Annotated in this window: 15 protein-coding genes; all 15 read right to left on the bottom strand. The window is 40.2% G+C overall.

The features are described from left to right. Window positions 1-320 precede the first annotated feature (320 nt). The 15 genes from G631_RS0105065 to G631_RS0104995 all read right to left on the bottom strand — a co-directional run bounded on the left by G631_RS0105065 (window position 321) and on the right by G631_RS0104995 (window position 16,117). A complete protein-coding gene (locus G631_RS0105065) occupies window positions 321-1,286 on the bottom strand; it encodes an IS3 family transposase (RefSeq protein WP_026488539.1) in 966 nt (321 codons plus the stop codon). Beyond that, on the bottom strand, window positions 1,283-1,960 hold the full coding sequence (locus G631_RS0105060; RefSeq protein ID WP_026488538.1) for a helix-turn-helix domain-containing protein: 678 nt from the start codon (window positions 1,958-1,960) through the stop codon (window positions 1,283-1,285). Before G631_RS0105060 ends, G631_RS0105065 begins: the two co-directional genes overlap by 4 nt. 146 nt (window positions 1,961-2,106) lie before the next feature. After that, the gene (locus G631_RS0105055) at window positions 2,107-2,991 is read right to left on the bottom strand and encodes a hypothetical protein (RefSeq protein ID WP_026488537.1); all 885 of its coding nucleotides are present in this window, start codon (window positions 2,989-2,991) and stop codon (window positions 2,107-2,109) included. A 22-nt stretch (window positions 2,992-3,013) separates the two neighbouring features. Continuing rightward, complete coding sequence (locus G631_RS0105050) at window positions 3,014-4,525, bottom strand: sensor histidine kinase (RefSeq protein WP_026488536.1); 1,512 nt, start codon at window positions 4,523-4,525, stop codon at window positions 3,014-3,016. A gap of 27 nt (window positions 4,526-4,552) precedes the next feature. After that, complete coding sequence (locus G631_RS0105045; protein WP_026488535.1) at window positions 4,553-5,230, bottom strand: response regulator transcription factor; 678 nt, start codon at window positions 5,228-5,230, stop codon at window positions 4,553-4,555. A 26-nt stretch (window positions 5,231-5,256) separates the two neighbouring features. Next, on the bottom strand, window positions 5,257-5,859 hold the full coding sequence (locus G631_RS0105040; RefSeq protein ID WP_026488534.1) for a hypothetical protein: 603 nt from the start codon (window positions 5,857-5,859) through the stop codon (window positions 5,257-5,259). After that, window positions 5,849-8,026 (bottom strand): glycogen debranching protein GlgX, encoded by a 2,178-nt coding sequence (gene glgX, locus G631_RS0105035; RefSeq protein ID WP_026488533.1) that lies wholly within the window; start codon window positions 8,024-8,026, stop codon window positions 5,849-5,851. The genes G631_RS0105040 and glgX overlap by 11 nt, the downstream gene beginning before the upstream one ends. Window positions 8,027-8,135: 109 nt before the next feature. Further along, window positions 8,136-9,548, bottom strand: coding sequence for an oxaloacetate decarboxylase subunit alpha (locus G631_RS0105030; RefSeq protein WP_026488532.1), 1,413 nt, complete (start codon window positions 9,546-9,548; stop codon window positions 8,136-8,138). Between the two features lie 189 nt (window positions 9,549-9,737). Further along, window positions 9,738-10,880: a sodium ion-translocating decarboxylase subunit beta gene (locus G631_RS0105025; protein WP_026488531.1), complete on the bottom strand. Its 1,143-nt coding sequence runs from the start codon at window positions 10,878-10,880 to the stop codon at window positions 9,738-9,740. 51 nt (window positions 10,881-10,931) lie between these two features. Then, a complete protein-coding gene (locus G631_RS0105020) occupies window positions 10,932-11,291 on the bottom strand; it encodes a biotin/lipoyl-containing protein (RefSeq protein ID WP_026488530.1) in 360 nt (119 codons plus the stop codon). Window positions 11,292-11,342: 51 nt separating this feature from the next. Further along, a complete protein-coding gene (locus tag G631_RS19955) occupies window positions 11,343-12,173 on the bottom strand; it encodes an OadG family transporter subunit (protein WP_196803818.1) in 831 nt (276 codons plus the stop codon). Window positions 12,174-12,190: 17 nt separating this feature from the next. Continuing rightward, on the bottom strand, window positions 12,191-13,621 hold the full coding sequence (locus tag G631_RS0105010) for an acyl-CoA carboxylase subunit beta (protein ID WP_026488529.1): 1,431 nt from the start codon (window positions 13,619-13,621) through the stop codon (window positions 12,191-12,193). Between the two features lie 235 nt (window positions 13,622-13,856). After that, a complete protein-coding gene (scpB, locus tag G631_RS0105005) occupies window positions 13,857-14,426 on the bottom strand; it encodes an SMC-Scp complex subunit ScpB (RefSeq protein ID WP_026488528.1) in 570 nt (189 codons plus the stop codon). Window positions 14,427-14,436: 10 nt separating this feature from the next. Continuing rightward, entirely contained in the window at window positions 14,437-15,186 is a 750-nt protein-coding gene (locus tag G631_RS0105000; protein ID WP_026488527.1) for a segregation and condensation protein A, read from the bottom strand. 67 nt (window positions 15,187-15,253) lie between these two features. Then, window positions 15,254-16,117, bottom strand: a complete 864-nt coding sequence (locus tag G631_RS0104995; RefSeq protein WP_035789314.1) for a metallophosphoesterase — start codon at window positions 16,115-16,117, stop codon at window positions 15,254-15,256. Window positions 16,118-16,138: the final 21 nt, after the last annotated feature.

The raw sequence follows: 16,138 nt of genomic DNA, 5'->3' as shown, positions 1-16,138 counted from the left end.
TGATCTGAGGTCTGTCAAGTAGACAGGCAAAACAAACAAAATAACATCAAACGAAAAGGTGGTCACATAAACTGTGATCACCTTTTGTTATGCTGATGGTTATAGCCATCATATTTATCCTTGGTCTGCTTGTTGACTACTATAACTGCCGGGAAATAACTGTCAACCCTGCGCCAAGCGCACCGCGAAGCGGCGTTGGGGTTGACTGATATTTCCCGACAGTTATTCTGTAGTCAAGCAGATCAAGGATATTTGTGCGCTTTAGCGCACTTTATTCAAGGGCAGAGTCGTCAGACTCTGACTTCATTTTGGATAGATAATTATGCTGCCCACTTTGCCTTGTACTTCTGGATTCGCTTGTTCTCTGCAATAGGATAATCCTCTGGAGTGTCTGTGAGCAGGGCTTCCTTACGTACTTCTGCCGGAGTCTTTCCTTTAAATCTTTCCTGTGGACGTTCATATGTGTAGAAGTGGAGATACTTTTCTATTGCATCTCTGAGCGATGTTTCGTCGTTTATGTCGTACATTGCATACATTTCTGTCTTGATTATTCCCCAGAATCCCTCTGTAGGGCCATTATCAATGCAATGTCCTACCCTGGACATTGACTGATCCATTCCTTGGTTCTGAAGCTTCATTTGGAAAACTTTGCTAGTGTATTGAAATCCACGATCTGAATGGAACAGAGGTGTGGCGTCCGGGTATGCCTCTATTGCCTTATCAAATGTTTTGAACACTAATGCATTATCGTTTCTTGTGCTGATTACATATGATACCGGAATACGATCATAGAGGTCCAGAATAGCGCTTAGATATAGTTTTTTATTTACCTCTGGGATTTTGAATTCAGTAACATCAGTAGCCCACTTTTCGTTAGGTTTGTCAGCATGGAAATCTCTGTTAAGCTTGTTTGCTGCAACTGTTTCCGGTGTTGCATACGTATACTGTTTTCGCTTTTGGCGTATAATGGCATGGATCCCAAGAGCCTTCATGATCCTGTGTATGCGTTTGATCTTGTATTCAGTACCATTGAAATGATTTATGTACAGTGTCATACGTCTGTATCCAAGGATATGGCCAAAGCGATCGTCATACTCTCTTATAAGTTCAGCAATCTTATGGTTCTCCAGTTCTTCTTCGGGGATCTCTCGATTAAGCCATTTGTAATAAGCTGCGTGTGATACACCCAGCGTTTTACACATCCAGTTTATACTCCAGTGCTTTTCATTGTAGAAAGACAGTATTGCTATATATTTGCACTCAAACCTAACCTTGCCGAGCCTCACATCCCTTCCAATTCTCTCACTTTTTTTAACAGTTCAACAGTCATATCCCTTTCCTGAAGCTGCCGTTTAAGTCGCAGGTTTTCTCTGCGTAAACGTTCAAGTTCATCAACTTCATCATCTGTTTTGTGATGTCCACGCTTATCAATGAGGGCCTCTTCTCCGTTAGCATCAAACTTCCTCACCCAGCTGTACACCTGTGTATAGGAAACATCATAGGTGGCTGCTGTACCTTTATAATCGCGATCATGATCAATGCAGTATTTAACGATTTCCTTACGCTCTTCAATAGTGGTTTTTCTTCTAGCTTCTGCCATATAGACCTCCCGCTTAGGATCATAGTCCTTAAGCTCTCTATTGGCATTATACTCTGAAATCCATCTCCGAAGAACGCTAGCATGTGAGATTCCGAATCTCGCTGTACATTCCTCAACGGACAATTTTCCGCTTATAACCATCTCAATACAGGATATCTTAAATTCATGAGTGTATTGATTATTTCCGTATCTTTCAAAAAATGCAGCTTCGCCATGATAACGATAGGCGGCAACCCATCTTCTGATTGTGGTATATCCAATCCCATTGTCTCGGGCAATTGATTCATAAGATCCACTACCATTAAGGTATTCTTTTACTCTGTCAATCATCCACTCAGCAGAATGTTTCCTTTTTGCCATAAAAAATCCCCCTAAAGGAGACTTTGGATATTTCCATTGTCTACTTTAGGGGAATCATATCAGAAGTAGCTCTTTTACACAAAATTACTATTATCTACAGCACAGCCTCATCTTAAGATTTACCTTCTAGCCAGCACTACTTATACTCATCTAAGGTTAACCTTCTGGTCAGTGCCACTTATTGTAACAATCAAGTCAATCGTCTGAATCTGTGTTGAAATACTCTGATCTATCTCAGTAAGAACTACCAGACTCTCATGAGCTCGTGAATCAATTGTTCCTACATATGATGAGAGATCATTGGGCAAAAACGTAACAGGAGTATATCCTAGATTCTTCCCATTTAGTATCACTTGGAACATAATGTTTTTCTTAAGAAGATTTACATTAGTATCAGAATCTGAAGCATTATATAGGTCAAATCTAAGAACAAGAAGTTTCTTGCCCTTATCTGCATTAATAACATAGCTCTTTGAGCTTTCTGGATAAGAGCTTGATACTGAGTATCCATCATAAGTAAGGAATATACTATCAGCAATCTCATAGCTATCTTCAGAAGATACAACTATAGCATCTGGATCCTCTTTTGTAGTTTCTGCGTCTCCTGAAGATTCTGCGGCGCCCTCTTCAGAACTCTCATCTGCGCTCGACAACTGAATTGCAGAACTATCGCCCTGATTCTGATCACTTAATAAAGTAGTTGATTCATCCTGGCTTAGGCCCTCAGAACTTTCATCCTGAGGTTGTGGCACAGCAACAGGTTCTGGCTCTGGCGTTACCGTTTCAGGTTCTTTTTTCTCTTCTTTTGCCTTGGCAGCCTCTTTTTCTCTTTGCTTGGTAACTTCCTTGGAATCAACGTACGTTAGTTTATTCTGACCATTATTAGAGTATTTCATTAGCAACCCGACCGCAAATTCAACAGTCTGGTTATATTCTTCCTCTGTAAGATCAGGAAAAGACTCACCACATCCTGTTAAACCAAGACAAACGCTCATTAAAATAGCAATACCCAAATACTTTTTTGCCCTCATAAGCTATCCTCTCAACATAGGATCATTTGGTTTCTAATTCAAAATAGAATTCAACACCGTTATCGTAATTCTTGACCCCATAGGCCTGATGCATGCCCTCCATAATAGCTCTTACTATGGAAAGGCCTACTCCGCTTCCGCCATATTCCCTTGTTCTTGCCTTATCAACCTTATAAAACTTCTCCCAGATATGACCAATGCTATCATCAGGAATAGGTTTTCCAGTATTAAATACAGAAACCCTGACATGGTTGTTTTCCTTGTATAGCTTGATCTCTATTATTTTTTCTCCGTCAATATGATTAAGGGCGTTACTGTAGTAATTCTGCAGTACTTCCTCAATCTTAAATTCATCCCCCCAAACAAATATCGGTTCGTAATTGCCAAACTTAACAGTGACATCTTTTTGCTTGGCCAAAAGTTCAGCAGACTTGATATAATTTGAGATCATATCAACAATATCAAATCGCTCCATATTGGCACTTTCATTGCCAAATTCAAGCTGATTCAGAGTAAGTAGTTTTTTTACCATGATGTTCATCTTATTTGCTTCATCCATGATAACTTCACAGTAAAAGTTCCTACTTTCGGCGTCGTCACTGATTCCTTCCTTGAGGCCTTCTGCATACCCCTGGATAAGAGCGATTGGAGTTTTTAACTCATGTGAAACATTAGATAAAAACTCCTTACGCATTTCATCAATTTCTTCTTTCTGAGCGATATCTTTTTTAAGAGCAATATTGGCATTCTTAAGTTCCTTGATAGTTGATTCCAAGGTCTCAGACAGCTCATTCATATTAGATCCAAGAGCATCAATTTCACTGTGATAATAGCCATCAGATTCATACTTGGCCTCGAAATTTAGCTTTTTCATATCATCAGAAATATAGTACAAACGCTTGATAGGATCTGTAACCTTCTTGGATATATATAGAATCACCATGGAACCGGCCAAAATAGCTATTACTGCAACATATATCATAAAAGTATTTGAAATTGTCACGCTATCTTGAATACTCTCCATGGTAGATCTTACAAGGACAAGATTCCCATTTCCGACAACACCCCACATTTCAAGGTACTTGCGGCCAGTATTTCGATCCTCATCTCTTTGAAGTGTATAGTTTTCTCCAATATCAAGAACTGTTCTGTTCTCTATCACATACTCTCCTGCAGAAGGATTGATCATGTTCTCCCACAGAATCTTGGCCAAAAGTTCAGCATTACTACTAGAGGCCTTAACAGTTTTAGAATCTCCATCAAGAACAATCATCTCGATGTCATATCTCTCACAGATATGTCCAATCTCTTCATCAAATTCCGCAGAGTTAATATCACCATTTGATACGGCCCTGTCAATACTTCTATAGGCCTCAATGATTGCGTCCCTTTTATTCTGAACATAATAGTTCTCCATAAACAAAAGATTTATGATCAAACAAAAAGTAAAAGTACCAATCATTGTAGCTATGAAAGCAAAGCTTATTTCGAAACGTATGGAATGGGTTTTGTTAAACTTTTTATCTTTTTCCATAGCATCAATTAAAACCTATTCCTTTAATTATTCTGCCTCGAACTTATATCCCATGCCCCAAATAGTCTTTATCATGTCGCCTTTCTTGCCCAGCTTGCCACGAAGTTTTTTTACATGAGTATCGATAGTTCTGGCATCTCCAAAATAATCATAGTTCCATACATTATTAAGAATTTTCTCTCTTGAGAGAGCGACGCCCTTGTTCTCAAAAAAGAAAGATAAAAGTTCAAACTCCTTATAGCTAAGATCAATCTCTTTGCCGTCAACAAGTACGCTATGTGCAACCTTATTAACAACAATACCGCCAATCTCCATTACCTGATTATTAACTGCCTGAGATGTCCTGCGAAGGATTGCAGAAACTCGGGCTGCAAGAATCTTGGGACTAAAAGGCTTGGATATATATTCGTCTACTCCAAGTTCAAAGCCCAAAAGCTCATCTCTTTCCTCTGATTTAGCTGTCAGCATGATGATAGGAATCTTGGAATCCTTTCTGATTTCTCTGCATACTTCCCATCCATCACGTTTCGGCATCATGACATCCAAAATAATAAGGGATATCTCCTTGTCAGAATAAAAGACATCAAGGGCCTGCTGACCATCCTCAGCTTCCACAACAATATATCCGTCTTTAACCAAAAAGTCTTTGACGAGTTTGCGCATTCTAGCCTCGTCATCAACCACTAATATCTTAAGATCTTCCACTATGTCATTCCTCCTAATAGCTGTCTTTAGTCTGTCTCTTCATAATAACTTGAAGTATCTTCAATGCCAAGTTTTTTTTCTGCCTCTCTGACTTTTTTCTCGCGTTCTTTGAGGTCCTGATCCCAGGATGAATATCTGTTTGTGACATTGCTCTTATAGTTAATAATATTATCACTTTCAGAAGTTGCTGCAATCACAAACATAAGAACGACCAATACTACCAGAACAAAATTAAGAATAATAGAAAAAATTTTCAAAAAATCAGCCTTTTTCTCTCGTTTCTCAGGTTTGATCCTTTGCGCTACAGACAAATCCGCAAAGGCAGAATGTTTTGAAAAAGAAATATCTAAAGGAATTGGAATAATATCATCCTTGTTGAATCCACTCTCAATCAGCTTATTTCTAAGTCCCGTCAGATATTCCCAGCCTATAGGAGTCTTAAATATTTTATTTTCGATAGCCTTCTCATAAACTGCTTTTATATCCGTAGGTTTACTTGCTTTTACACGCGAATGTAGAAGCCTGATCTTGGAGGCATCCGTCGCAGCCTTTTGGGCATCTGCCTCAGAAGCAAACTGATATCCTTCTACTATAAAATTGCTGGAAGTATTCTTATCATCAGCTGCCATACTCCGCTCCATAGGACAATATAAACACACTCACACTACGTGCCTTAAGAGTCTTATTCCTCCAGGTAAGAGGCTTGGGCCTGTTAAAGAAATATTTACCTTCGTCATCTCCTGTATCAACGCAAAGAGACCAATACGCTCCCTCAGGAGGATTTGGAAGCATGATCTGCACATCCTCCCAAAAAGCATTAATAGCAAGATAAACTATATCGTCATGGCCTTTCTTTTGCGTAAAGCCAGCGTATCTTACGCAAATAACCTTTGAATCACTAGTAATATTGCCATTATCAGGGTTCTCAGTATGTACAGATACTGATGGATAACCGCAAGTAGCCGGAAGAAGATCTTTTCTAATACAAGGATGCTTTCTCCTGAACTGGATCATATGTCTGTAAAATTCAAAGAAGTCCTTGTTTTTTTCAAGGAGATTCCAGTTAAGCCAGGAAATCTCATTATCCTGACAGTAGGCATTGTTATTACCAAACTGAGTGTTGCCAAATTCATCTCCTGCGTAGATCATAGGAGTTCCTCTACTGCACATAAGCACAGCTATAGCATTTCTCATCATTCTAAATCTAAGATCGTTTATATAAGGGTCGTCAGTCTCACCCTCTGCGCCGCAGTTCCAGCTTCTATTATCATTTGCTCCATCTGTATTATTCCAGCCATTGTCTTCATTATGCTTACTGTTGTATGCATAGAGATCATACAAGGTAAAGCCGTCATGACAGGTAATGAAATTTACAGAAGAGTCATAGCCAAGATATGAACCTCCATAAAGATCCATTGAGCCAGTAATTCTTTTAACCGCGTCAGGTGCTGACCATATATCGCCCTTCAAAAAAGATCTGATATCATCACGATATTTGCCATTCCATTCAGCCCATCTCTTCCATGCAGGGAAATTGCCTACCTGGTACATTCCTCCCGCATCCCAAGCCTCAGCTATAAGCTTGACATTACCAAGAATAGGATCATAGGCAAGTCTTTGGATAAGAGGTGGTTTTTCCATCGGAGCACCATCCTGGTCTCTTCCAAGAATACTTGCAAGATCAAATCTAAACCCATCTACTCTGTATTCCTCAACCCAGTATCTGAGGCACTCTACAATAAGCTCCTGCACCATAGGATGATTACAGTTCATGGTATTGCCACAACCACTAAAATTGTAATACTGGCCATGTGGGGTCAGAAGATAATAAATGTTATTATCGAATCCCTTAAAAGAGATAAAAGGTCCATTTTCATTGCCTTCAGCCGTATGATTAAACACAACGTCCAGAATAACTTCTATTCCGTTGTCCTTAAGGGCTTTTATCATGTATTTAAGCTCTACGCCTTCTTTGTTGTACTCGCTCTGGGATGCGTAACTGGTGTTGGGTGCAAAAAAGCTTATGGTATTATAGCCCCAATAATCCAGGAGCATTTTACCATTAACTTCTCTCTTATCCCTTGTTTCGTCAAACTCAAAAATAGGCATAAGCTCTACAGCAGTAACACCAAGTCTTTTCAGGTAATCAACTTTTTCTTTTATTCCCTCGAAGGTTCCTCGGCACTTAACATTAGAAGACTTATCCATGGTAAAGCCTCTGACGTGCATTTCATAAATTACAGAGTCACACATTTGTATTCCAAGACTGGATGTAGCATTCCATTCAAAATTGTCGCGGACAACTCTGGCCCTGTACTGCCCATTTCTGTTTAGACTCTGCCCCCATATTCTCTGACCTGAAACCGCCTTGGCATAGGGATCAAGAAGTACATGATTTTTGTCGAACAAAAGACCTTTCTCCGGATTCCATGGTCCATCTACGCTATAGCAATACTCCAGATTTTCTATATCCAAACCAAACACTATCATGGAGTATACTTTTCCTATTTTGTAAGTTTCGGGAAATGGTATAAGAGCAAAGGGCTTGTCCTCACCTCTATGATAAAGCATAAGTGTGATGGATGTTGCCCCATTAGAATAGACAGTAAAATTGACACCATCAGTGAGCATAGTTGCCCCATTAATCCCATAAAAACCAGGTCTGACCCTGAATCCAGAGATTTCATCCAGAGCAAGCATCTGCCTATTCAGATCACTTTTTCTAAGTTCTCTTCCCTGATGCTCTCCAATTTCAATTGGTTTTCGACTTTGTCTGTGTCTTCTAAACTCATTCATACTATTATTTTACCATAATAATGATAAATTTTCTGTGAAAAAACGCAAGGTACTGTAAAAGTACCTTGCGTCTTATAATTTTTCATATTACTTATCAGCTATTTGATGATCAAACAGGATAAGCTCCATTTTTTGTATCTGCAGCGCTTACATCAACTGATGTCTGCTGTGCCATACGATACTTGAAGAAGTCTGTAGCAACCTGTGGGAACAATGCATATGAAAGAACATCCTCATCCTGCTGCTTCCACTGAGCAACTTCCTTCTCAAACTTACCAAGACCTGGCTCAAGTCTGTCTGCTGGTCTGCATGTAATAACTTCTCTGTCGCCAATGATCTTCTTCTGCACTTCTGGATTGAAAGGCTTGATTGTCTTACCATATTCACCAGCAAGAAGATCCTTAGTCTGGTCAGTAGCAACCTTGTATCTCTCACCCATAAGCACATTCATAACAGCCTGTGTACCTACGATCTGTGAAGATGGTGTTACGAGAGGTGGCTCACCGAAGTCCTTACGAACCTGTGGGATTTCCTCAAGAACTGTATCATACTTATCACTTGCGTTCTGCTCTTTAAGCTGACTAACCATGTTTGAAAGCATACCACCAGGAACCTGATACATAAGAGTCTTGATGTTAACTCCAAGAACCTTAGGATCCATAAGGCCACTAGCAAGGCACTCTTCCCTATATGGTCTGAAGTGATCAGCAATCTTAGCAAGAAGTTTCTGATCAAGTCCAGTCTCGAAAGGCTGTCCCTTGAATGCCTCAACCATAACTTCTGTAGCAGGCTGAGATGTTCCAAGAGCAAATGGAGAAATAGCACAGTCGATAATATCAACACCAGCTTCAGCTGCCTTCATGTATGTCATGCTGGCAACGCCTGATGTGTAATGAGTGTGAAGGTTGATTGGAAGATTTGTTGCGCTCTTAAGAGCCTTAACAAGCTTCTCTGCCTCATAAGGAAGAAGAAGTCCAGCCATATCCTTGATACAGATAGAATCTGCACCCATTTCCTCAATTTCCTTGGCAATATTCATCCAATACTCTTCTGTATATGCATCACCAAGAGTATAAGCAAGAGCGATCTGCGCGTGTCCGCCCTCTTTCTTACAAGCCTTAACAGAAGCCTGAAGGTTTCTAAGATCGTTAAGACAGTCAAAGATTCTGATGTTATCAATACCATTTGCAATAGACTTCTGTACGAAGTACTCTACTACGTCATCTGGATAGTGCTTGTATCCAAGAATGTTCTGTCCACGAAGAAGCATCTGGAGTTTTGTGTTCTTAAATCCATCACGAAGCTTACGAAGCCTCTCCCAAGGATCTTCCTTAAGGAATCTCATACAAGCATCAAATGTAGCACCGCCCCAGCACTCTACTGCATTATATCCAACCTTATCCATTGTATCAATAATAGGAAGCATAACTTCTGTAGGCATTCTTGTGGCAATCAGTGACTGATGTGCATCACGAAGTACAGTCTCATTGATACGAACTGGTTTTTTCTGTAATTCTGCCATATCTTTATTTTCCTTTCAAAAAAATATTCTATAAAGTTCATTGGCGTATATACGCATGACTCCGCTTCGTTCTCGTCATGCTACGTCCATTCGAAATCCGCGCTATCACGCTACTTTCTCATGGACGTTATGTCTTCAAGGTTCTGAAATATTTTGTGCAAGCACAATATTTCAGAACTTTGAATCCATTTATACGCCAAATACTGCCATGAATGTTCCAGCAACAACGGCTGTACCAATAACTCCGGCAACGTTAGGTCCCATAGCATGCATGAGCAAGAAGTTTGAAGGATCATACTCAGCACCAACCTTCTGGGATACACGAGCTGCCATAGGTACGGCTGATACACCAGCTGAACCAATAAGAGGATTGATCTTACCACCTGTAACAAGGCAGAGCAGTTTTCCTAAAAGACATCCTGCAGCTGTACCAAATGCAAAAGCAATAAGACCAAGTACTACGATGATGATTGTTGTTGTATTAAGGAATGCCTCAGCACTTGTTGTAGCACCTACAGATGTTCCAAGAAGGATAACTACGATGTACATAAGTGCATTAGAAGCTGTTTCCTGAAGCTGTCTAACAACGCCTGACTCTCTAAAGAGGTTACCAAGCATCAGCATACCAATAAGAGGAGCTGTTGTAGGAAGGATCATACTAACAACAATTGTAACAATTACAGGGAAAAGAATTTTCTCAAGCTTGGAAACTTCTCTAAGCTGAGACATTCTTATCTTTCTTTCCTTTTCTGTAGTAAGCAGTTTCATGATAGGTGGCTGGATCATTGGAACCAGAGCCATATATGAATAAGCTGCTACAGCAATAGGACCCAGGATTGAAGTCTGGTGAAGCTTACTTGCAAGGAAGATAGATGTAGGGCCATCAGCACCACCGATGATTGAAACGGCTGCAGCCTGCTGGTCATTAAATCCAAAAGCAATAGCCATAAAGTAAGCAGAGAAAATACCAAACTGTGCACCAGCACCCATAAGGAAGCTGATAGGGTTCGCAATAAGTGGACCAAAGTCTGTCATAGCTCCAACACCAAGGAAAATAAGTGAAGGTAAAATTGCCCACTCATCAAGAATGTAGAAATAATGGAGAAGTCCACCAGCTGCGCTGCCAGTAGGTTCAGCCATGATATCTGGGTAAATATTTACAAGAAGCATACCGAATGAGATCGGTACCAAAAGCAAAGGCTCAAATCCCTTGGCGATTGCAAGATACAGGAACACCAATGCTACAACAATCATAACGTAATTGCCTGGTGTCATAGTAGTAAATGCAGTCTGATGCCAGAGATTAGATAATGTATTAACTATGTAATCCATTCTTTATCCTCATTTCTGTTTGAATCAAACTATTATTTCTATCGCCAAGTATTAGTTAAGAGTTGCAAGGCATGTTCCAGCCTCAACTGCATCACCTGCAGCAACATCGATGCTTGCTACTGTTCCGTCCTGAGGAGCAACCATAGGAATTTCCATCTTCATTGACTCGATAGTAACTACTGTGTCACCCTTCTTGACAGCCTGTCCAACGCTAGCATTGATCTTAAGAACCTTACCAGCTGCACCAGCCTCAACCTTGATAGAACCAGCGCCTGCACTTGCCTTCTTAGCAGGAGCTGCTGGAGCCTTAACTGCAGGAGCAGCAGCCTTTGGAGCTGCGCCTGATCCTGTGCCTTCTTCTACAGTTACATCATATACATTTCCGTTAACGGTTATAGTATAGTTCTTCATTATATCTCCTTTCAGTGAGCACTGTTGTCTACTCCGTGCTCGATACAAACATTAATATTTTTTCCAGTTTTTATTTACTTTTCTAATTGATCTTACACGGAAACCATCAGTGCTGCCGCTTCCCTCGTAGGCTGCGATTGCTGCCGCAATAACTGCAACAAGTTCTGCGTCGCCAACAAGCTCTTCCTGTTCAGCAATCTGACTGATTGTGTTATCCATTGCCTTCTGAGCAATTTCTTTATCACTAGTCTTCTTTTTCTTGCTGCCACCAAAAAGAATTGGGAACAGAGAAATAATAAGTGATATGAAGATAAGGATTGTGAATGCCATGCCCATACCAAGTAAAGTGTTAAGTCCAGCATTCTCAAGCTTCTCGCCCATGGATCTCATAACTGTAACACCAATCTCTGTAGGCTCACCTCTGTTGTTGAGATAGATAACCATCTCAGCAGAACGCTTTGTGCCCTGGATTTCTGATGTTGCAACCAGTTCTCCATCCTTGTTGATCTCAAAATTTGTCTTTGAAACGAATATATCACCAGGTAAAGATTCCAAAGAATCATATCCGATGTCATTAACTGCCTTATACCAGCTCTCATAGCCCTTAGCCATAACCTCATAATGCTCATCAGTTGTGCTCATAGCTATTTCCTGATATAAAAGTGATTCAAAATTGTCAGGTGTTACGCCTGCAAGATACCATGTCTCAAACCTCTGGTCCTCAACCATATTGGCATAGTTGTCAATATTAGTAAGAGTAAAAGTCTGACTTGAGTATCTGCTTCCTTCTACAGAATTGATTTCTGATGTTGTCTGACCACACGCAGTCAGCCCAAGAAGGCATGTCAGCATAACTCCCAAAATTAACTTTTTATGTTTCATTTTGAGTGCTCCCTTCATTAAACTGTGCCGTGTTTCTTGGCAGGACGTTCATCTCTCTTTGTAAAAAGCATCTCGAATGCGCCGATTACATACTTTCTAGTGTCTGCTGGCTCTACTATCTCATCTACATAGCCTCTTGCAGCAGCACTCTTAACATTATTCTGAAGTGCAGCATACTCAGCAGCAGCCTTGGATACTGTCTCAGCATCCTTGCCATCGCACATGATCTTGGCAGCAAGATTTGCATCCATAGTTCCAACCTGTGCATCTGGCCAGCTGATAGTAACATCCGCACCAATTGCCTTTGAATTCATGATCACGTAAGCGCTTCCAAATGCCTTGCCTGTGATAAGGTTAACCTTAGGTACAGTAGCATTTGCGAGAGCAAATACAAGTCTTCCTGCAGCCTTAGCTACATGCTTCTCATCGCACTTTGTTGTGCCAAATCCTGTAGCATTTGTAAGTGTAAGAACTGGAAGATCGAAAGCATCACAGAAGTTAACAAACTCAGCAGCCTTGTTGCATGCATGAGCTGAAAGCTTGTCACTGAACTTCTCAGCTTCCTTGCCATTTTCATCAAATACTGCTGTTCTGTTTCCAACGAAACCAACAGTAGCACCATTTAATCTGATGAATCCAGTTACCATATCCCTAGCGTATTCTCTCTTTGTCTCGAAGAATACTCCATTATCAGAAATCTGTCTTGCAATGATAGAAGGATCAGCTGTAGCTCCATCAAGATTCTCACATGCTCTGTTAAGATCATCTGAGCATTCCTGATATGTATCTCCGTCCTCATTGTTGGAAGGAAGGATAGATACAAGTTCTCTGATTTCAGCATAAAGAGACTCTTCGTCAGTAACTACATCAACATTTTCAGTCTCTGTAGCCTGCCACTTAGCAGAAGATGTATCGCACTTCTCTTTATAGTTGCCATCAAGTGCATTAGGTGAATTTACGAAAAGCTTAGCCTTCTCAGACTCCATGAAAGTAAAGTCTGTAATTGAAGGAATAAGTGCAAGTCCACCACCGCAGGCGCCAAAAATAGCTGTGATCTGAGGCACAACGCCTGAAGCCTCCACCTGCTTAAGATAGATTTCGCCAAATCCATTAAGTGCGTCTGTTGCCTCCTGAAGACGAAGTCCTGCTGAATCGATCATTCCAATTACTGGAGATCCAGTCTTAATAGCCAGCTCATACAGGCGAACAATCTTCTTGGCATGCATCTCGCCAATAGATCCGCCAAGTACTGACGCATCCTGGCTGTAAACATAAACCAGATTACCGTCGATAACACCATAGCCAGTAACTACGCCGTCTGATGGTGTTTCTTCCTGTTTCAGATTGAAATCTGTGTTTCTGGCTGTCACAAGAGCACCAATTTCAACGAAACTGTTTTCGTCGAGCAAAGCATTAATTCTTTGTCTCGCTTGTGAAGAACTACTCATTTGTTTACCTCCGAAATTTTTATAATAAATAATTTATGCACAAATGAATTGCAAATATGCGAAAAATCTCGCATTTTCACAACATAAGTCAGAATATATTGTATCACAAAATAAAGCAAAAAAAAGGAAAAATGCATAAAAAATTGCGCATTTTTCCTATATTTTATGAATTGTATATAAATAATTGTTTATGCGAAAACCGTTAACTGTAAACTGTATAAATAGTATCTGTTAATTAAATGTCAAGCTTCACATTTATCTCTTCTTCAGCCTGTGCCTTAAACTCTTCAACCTGAACAGTTCCAATGGATGGAAGCTCATCCAGTGATCTTACGCCAAAGCTTCTAAGGAACTCTTCTGTCGTGCCAAACAAAAGCGGACGTCCAGGCGCATCAAGTCTTCCAAGTTCCTGTACAAGGCCAAATTCAACCAGTCTGTTAACCGCGTGATCAGAGTTAACACCTCTTATCTTCTCAACTTCAAGTCTGGTAATAGGTTGCTTGTAGGCTATAATAGATAGAGTTTCCATAAGAGAATCTGTTAGAACAGCCTTCTTAGGCGCCTTGGCAATCTTTACCAGATACTCATACATTTCCTTTTTAGTGCAAAGCTGAACAGATTTCTCAAGTTCAAGTATACCTATGCCGCTATCCTCTTTTTCGTACTTTTCCTTTAGATACTCTATATATTTTTTTATTTCCTTAGCATCAGTTTCCATTGCCTTAGCAAGTGAACTTATTTCAACCGAATCACCCATTGTAAAAAGAATTGCCTCTACAACAGCTGCTCCCTCTTCTCTAGTCATCTATTCTTCCTCATCCCGCCTTTTTGGAGGTAATAATTATATCTCCAAAAGTACTTTCCTGTTCAATCTCAATTTCACCCAACTTCATCTCTTCAAGCATTACTAAAAACGTGACTATGATCTCCGTTTTACTGTGCTGCTTCTCTAAAAGCTGCCTAAAGCTAAATCTTGAATGCTCTCTTATATATGCCTTGATATATAAGGTCTTAGCATCCATATCCACCTCTTCCTTCTCAATATTTCCGAACTTACTACGAATAGGGTCCACCTTATCTTCCTGTCTTTTCAAAAGGTCCTGGAAGATTTCATTTAACTTGGACAAGGTAGCATCCCCTATAAGCCCGGTCATATCAATAGGAGCCTCATATTCTCTCACTTCCTTAGGAATATTTCTGCTTCTAAACCATTGCATTGCAGCATCCATCTGTCTATCCTTGAGCTCAAAGGCCATATATTTGTACATCTTGTATTCAAGAAGTTTTTCAACAAGCTCTGCTCTTGGGTCCTCTTCCTCGCCCTCCTCATTGACCTCTTTAGGAAGGAGCATCTTACATTTAATATCAATAAGAGTAGCTGCCATAACAAGGAACTCGCTGGTAACCTCCATATCATCCCTCTGCATGGCATTTATATATTCCATGTACTGCTCGGTTATCGTAGCAATCGGTATATCATATATATCTATTTGGTTTTTATCGATCAGGTGCAACAAAAGATCTAGGGGACCTTCAAACACCTGAAGCTTAACTTCCAGTGACATTTCCCACCTCAAAAACTCATATCTATTCTCATAGAAACGGCAGTTCTATCTGACGTTTACTATAAACTCACGCTTTGTGAATATGAATAACATCAACCTCTCCCGGGTTAAACATTCTCACATGTATACTATGGGTTCCAAGTCCTCTGCTTAGAATCATAGTCTTTCCATCCATCTCATATTTCCCACCATCATATTTAGGAAAAAGAGCTATAGTAGGTGATACAACACCTCCAACCAGAGGAAGTCTTATAAGTCCTCCGTGTATATGTCCAGAGACAGTAAGATCTGCCCCCCATTCAGCATACTCTTTAAAATATTGAGGATTATGTGCGATCAAAAGCTGCATACGACTCTTGTCGCTCTTACCAACGCATCTCTCCACGTGCCCCTGATCCATTTCCCTTTTAACAACCTTGCGGAAATAATCAAGACTAAGATCTAGTCCAGTGACTCTTATATTTGCGTCAGCTATATTGATGCTGTCATTTTCCAGAACAATAACACCAGACTTCCTCAGGGCCTCACGATACCTATCAAAAAGATTCCCAAATTCTGCAGTGTACGCCTTAATCTTGTGCTCATGGTTACCATTCCCCATATACACAGGATATCTTCCAGCAAGTTCTGTAAGGACATGAAGTCCAGCCTGATACTGAATTTCTCCCTTGATCTTGTGCCCGGTAAACATATCTCCAGCACACAAAACCGCATCAGGCCTTATCTTATCAATAGCTGCAAGCAATTTGTCATTATTATTGCCAAAGATATATCCATGTAAATCTGACAAAAGCACAAAAGTATAGTCTCTATCCACCTTTTTAGAAGAAATATCATAGTCTCTGACCACAAAGCTATGAGTATCATGGTAAATAATGGCAAGTGAGCCTACAAGCAATATTAAAAAAATAATCAGAATATATATCCACATATAATGTTCTCTTATAATACC

This window comes from Butyrivibrio sp. XBB1001 (assembly GCF_000424505.1).
Lineage (GTDB): Bacteria > Bacillota > Clostridia > Lachnospirales > Lachnospiraceae > Butyrivibrio.
The sequence above is the reverse complement of the archived record's forward strand: the minus strand, read 5'-3'. Positions and strand labels throughout refer to the sequence as shown.

Bases quoted from the DNA above. Each gene is read 5' to 3' on its own strand.
- G631_RS0105060 (WP_026488538.1), bottom strand. From the start codon at position 1,960: ATGGCAAAAAGGAAACATTCTGCTGAGTGGATGATTGACAGAGTAAAA.
- G631_RS0105055 (WP_026488537.1), bottom strand. From the start codon at position 2,991: ATGAGGGCAAAAAAGTATTTGGGTATTGCTATTTTAATGAGCGTTTGT.
- G631_RS0105050 (WP_026488536.1), bottom strand. From the start codon at position 4,525: ATGGAAAAAGATAAAAAGTTTAACAAAACCCATTCCATACGTTTCGAA.
- G631_RS0105040 (WP_026488534.1), bottom strand. From the start codon at position 5,859: ATGGCAGCTGATGATAAGAATACTTCCAGCAATTTTATAGTAGAAGGA.
- glgX (WP_026488533.1), bottom strand. From the start codon at position 8,026: ATGAATGAGTTTAGAAGACACAGACAAAGTCGAAAACCAATTGAAATT.
- G631_RS0105030 (WP_026488532.1), bottom strand. From the start codon at position 9,548: ATGGCAGAATTACAGAAAAAACCAGTTCGTATCAATGAGACTGTACTT.
- G631_RS0105025 (WP_026488531.1), bottom strand. From the start codon at position 10,880: ATGGATTACATAGTTAATACATTATCTAATCTCTGGCATCAGACTGCA.
- G631_RS0105020 (WP_026488530.1), bottom strand. From the start codon at position 11,291: ATGAAGAACTATACTATAACCGTTAACGGAAATGTATATGATGTAACT.
- G631_RS19955 (WP_196803818.1), bottom strand. From the start codon at position 12,173: ATGAAACATAAAAAGTTAATTTTGGGAGTTATGCTGACATGCCTTCTT.
- G631_RS0105010 (WP_026488529.1), bottom strand. From the start codon at position 13,621: ATGAGTAGTTCTTCACAAGCGAGACAAAGAATTAATGCTTTGCTCGAC.
- scpB (WP_026488528.1), bottom strand. From the start codon at position 14,426: ATGACTAGAGAAGAGGGAGCAGCTGTTGTAGAGGCAATTCTTTTTACA.
- G631_RS0105000 (WP_026488527.1), bottom strand. From the start codon at position 15,186: ATGTCACTGGAAGTTAAGCTTCAGGTGTTTGAAGGTCCCCTAGATCTT.
- G631_RS0104995 (WP_035789314.1), bottom strand. From the start codon at position 16,117: ATGTGGATATATATTCTGATTATTTTTTTAATATTGCTTGTAGGCTCA.